Source organism: Synechococcus sp. R6-7 (genome assembly GCF_047461695.1).
GTDB lineage: Bacteria > Cyanobacteriota > Cyanobacteriia > Thermostichales > Thermostichaceae > Thermostichus.
In genome coordinates, this window is sequence record NZ_JANSHS010000006.1 from 1 (window position 1) to 3,738 (window position 3,738).

General features: G+C 58.5%; 4 protein-coding genes. All 4 read right to left on the reverse strand.

Annotated elements, in window-relative coordinates; genetic code table 11:
* Positions 1–24: 24 nt before the first annotated feature.
* The 4 genes from NW815_RS00185 to cfa all read right to left on the reverse strand — a co-directional run bounded on the left by NW815_RS00185 (position 25) and on the right by cfa (position 3,676).
* Positions 25–825 carry a metal ABC transporter ATP-binding protein gene (locus tag NW815_RS00185; RefSeq protein WP_414388097.1) on the reverse strand — a complete coding sequence of 267 codons (801 nt, stop codon included), beginning with the start codon at positions 823–825 and terminating at the stop codon, positions 25–27.
* Positions 822–1,943, reverse strand: coding sequence for a metal ABC transporter solute-binding protein, Zn/Mn family (locus NW815_RS00190; protein ID WP_414388096.1), 1,122 nt, complete (start codon positions 1,941–1,943; stop codon positions 822–824). Before NW815_RS00190 ends, NW815_RS00185 begins: the two co-directional genes overlap by 4 nt.
* Before the next feature lie 13 nt (positions 1,944–1,956).
* A complete protein-coding gene (locus tag NW815_RS00195; RefSeq protein WP_414388094.1) occupies positions 1,957–2,403 on the reverse strand; it encodes a SufE family protein in 447 nt (148 codons plus the stop codon).
* Positions 2,404–2,500: 97 nt separating this feature from the next.
* A complete protein-coding gene (cfa, locus tag NW815_RS00200; protein ID WP_414388092.1) occupies positions 2,501–3,676 on the reverse strand; it encodes a cyclopropane fatty acyl phospholipid synthase in 1,176 nt (391 codons plus the stop codon).
* Positions 3,677–3,738 lie beyond the last annotated feature (62 nt).

A 3,738-nucleotide genomic window follows, 5' to 3' on the forward strand; every position in this document is an offset into this window, starting at 1 on the left:
GCGAAGCAGTCAGGGTCGGGTAGTTTACTGACGGTGGATGTAGCGGACAAAATGGTGCTCCGCACCGCTGTCGCGAACAGGCCCATAAACCCGGCTCAGCACTTCTGGTGCCAAAGCCACCTGGGGGGATCCCTGGCAGATGAGGGATTGGTTGAGGCACAGCACGCGGTCGCAATAGCAAGACACCATTTCCAGATCATGGGAGATCTGCAAAATGGCCCAGCCCAGAGATTGGCGCAGCTCTTCCAAGAGCCGGTAAAACTCCCCCTCGCTGAGCGTATCTAAGCCTGCCGGTGCCTCGTCGAGGATAAGCAGCCGCCGCGGCCAAGCCAAGCAATAGGCCAACAGCACCCGTTTCAGCTCCCCGCCGCTGAGCTGGCCCAGAGCCTTGGAGGACAGGTGGGATGCGCCGGCTCGTTCCAGCGCCTCTTGCACCGCCTGCTGCCGAGCAGAGCGCTGCTGCCAGGGCCAGCGGGGTTGCAACGCCCCCCAACCCAAAGCCACAAACTCCTCCACCACCATGGGGATCCCAGGATTGAACTGAAAACGTTGGGGCACGTAAGCCACCTGCTGCCGCACCGAGGGGGGCAAATAACCGGACAGGCACACCGGCTCTCCCAGAATCCAAACCGAGCCGCACTGCCGCGGCAGGATCCCCAAGATGGCCTGCACCAAGGTACTTTTGCCAGCGCCATTGGGGCCGACAATGGCCGTATGGGATCCCGCCCTCAGCTCAAACGACACATTTTGCACCGCCAACTGGGATCCCCGATAGACCGTCAGCCCCTCGACGCGCAGGACAACCTCGCCGGAGCAGGAGATCATCGCCCCCTCGCCAGCAGGTGTTCGAGAGCAGCTTGGCCCAGCAGCGGCAATTGCAGGGGCAGGAAGGCCGTCTCCTTCTCAAAGGCGGAGACCAGGTTCTCCACGTTTTGCCGCATGATGGTCAGGTAATATTCCGGCTCGATCCCCTCAGGGCCGGCAGTCTCGATGGGATCGAAAACCCGCACTTCCACCCCCAAATCCCTGGCCAAGATCTGGAAGGGGTTGTTGTCTCCCACCTGAGGTTCCACCAAGATGGTCTTCAGGCCCGACTCCCGCACCGTCTCCATCACCCGTCGCACATCTTCTGGAGAAGGATTGGCCTCTGGGATCTCCACCAAAAACTCAGCCTTGAGGTTGTAGCGCTCGGCAAAGTAGGGGGCAAAGTTGTGGAAAACTACAAACTTTCTGCCGGCAAAGGGAGCCAAGCGCTGCTCGATCTCCTCATCCAAAGCCTTGAGCTTCTCGATAAAAGCAGCCGCATTGGCCTGGTAGATCTCTGCCCCCGCCGGATCTACAGAGATGAGGCCATCACGAATATTTTCCACCTGCTGAATGGCCCGCCTGGGATCCAGCCAAATGTGGGGGTTAAACTCGCCGTGGCTGTGCCCATGAGAGTGGCCATGGCCATGCCCGTGAGAATGGCCGTGACTGTGTCCATGAGAGTGTCCATGGCCGTGACCGTGGGAGTGCCCATGCTCTGGCTCCTCAGCCCGCAAAGTTGGGATCCCTTCGCTGCTGTCAACGATTTGCAATTGGGGGTTCCCAGCGCTGGCGATCAACCCTTCCAAAAACGTTTCCATACCCAACCCGTTGATCACCAGCACATCCGCCTGAGCCAGCAAACGAACCTCCTCAGGTCGAGCCTGAAAATCGTGCGGCCCCATCTGAGGGGGAAGGAGTGGCGTGACTTCTGCCCGATCCCCGGCCACAGCACGGGTAAATTGCGTTATCGGCAAAATCGTGGTCACCACCTTTGGGGGGCTGGATCCCTGCTGGGCCCGGGACTCTTCTTGGCGCATCTGCAGGCTTCCCAGGATCCCGACCGAGAGGGCGGCCAGCAGCGAGACCAGCGATCGCACCGGTCGAGCCGAACGGATAGAGTTAGCTTGATCAGTCATGAGCCTGAATACCTCACAAGACAACAGAGACAGCAGAGCTGGAAGCAACTGACTTCCCAAAAGCCAAGGCCCTCTGCCGCAGCATCGAAAACATGCTCACCAGACCGTTGCTCCTGGAAGGGCTAAGGCTGAAATTGAGGCCCATCTCCCGCACAAACTCTGGGGAAACCCCCAAAATCTCTTCCGGCGCTAGGCCACTTAGCCCCTCCACCACAATGGCCACCAAACCCTTGACCAACTGAGCATCGGCATCCCCTTGGATGTAGACCTTGCCCTCCCTAAACTCGGTGGCCAGCCACACCCGCGAAGCGCAACCTCTGACTAGGTTCTCCTCCTTCCTCTCCGCTTCGGGAAAGGGTGGCAGGCGCTTGGCATAGGCTAGGAGAAGCTCATACTTCTGCCGCGAGGTCTTGGCCTTCTGGAAGCGATTGACAATTTTTTGCTGCAGAGCTGCGGGCATCCCTCAGCTTGTCTAGAGTGAGAATGATAATCAAACTCATCATAACACCCCCACTCAGCGAGGGCGCAGGGGCACCTGCAAACTTTTGGGACTGTCGTTACCGCACCGAGCGATAGCCGCCACTTACTCCCCGTGGTGAGAGGACCAGTTGCCAAAGTTGGCTGGCCCGAGCCTTGAAGCTACCGGCACTCATCAGGAGATAGAGCCGCCACATGCGGCGAAAGCGCTCATCGTAGCGGTCGGCTAATTTTGGCCATGCCTGCTCGAAATTGGCGTGCCAGGCTTTTAAGGTGGCCACGTAATTGATCCCAAAATTGTGCCAGTCTTCCAGCACAAATAAGCCCTCAAAGGCTGCAGTAATCAGATGAGGCGAGGGCAGCATCGAGTTGGGGAAAATGTAGCGCTCAATCCAGGGATCCCGCCCCTGGTAGGCCACGTTGCTGCCGATGGTGTGCAGAAGAAACAAGCCATTGTCGTTCAACAAGCGGCGGGCTACCTGCATAAACGTTCGGTAGTTTCGGTAGCCAACATGTTCAAACATGCCGACAGAAAGGATGCGATCAAACTTTCCCTGGGTCTGGCGATAGTCTTCTAACCGAATCTCGACCGGCAGGCCGCGGCAGCGTTCGCTGGCCAGTTTGGCTTGCTCTTTGGAAACAGTAATCCCCACAACCTGCACCCCGTAGCGTTCGGCCAGGTACTGGGCTGTGCCGCCCCAGCCACAGCCGATGTCGAGCACCCGCATGCCGGGTTGGAGTTCCAGCTTGCGGGCAATGAGGTCAAGCTTAGCTTCTTGGGCTTCATCCAGAGTTTGCGCGCCCCCATCCCAATAGGCACAGCTGTAGATCATGCGGCGATCCAGCATGGCCTCATAGAGATCGTTGCCAATGTCGTAGTGGCGCTGGCCAATGACGAATGCCCCCTTGCCCCGCTGGCGGTTGATAAGGTAACTGTCCAACCCAAGCAAGGGCTGAGTTAGCCAACCCACCTGCTGCGGTGCCTGGGCAGTTAGGAGACGACAAACTAACTCATCAATGGCCTCGCAATCCCACCAGCCCTCCATGTAGGCCTCGCCAAAGCCCAGGGATCCATAGAGCAGGCAGCGCAGGTAGAGCCGCTCGTCGTGAACTTGAATATCCCAGGGCTGTGAGCCATTGAGGGTTATACCGGCAGCATCTAGAACTCGAAGCGCATACTGACGCGCCAGCCAGCGCAAGCTGTTGAGTCCTTTCCCCATCCCTAGGGATCCCTCACTGCAGGGAAACTGACTCAACAAATACAACCCAACGCGGCAAGGGATCCAACAAGTTTCCAATTTCTAGGGATCCCCCCGAA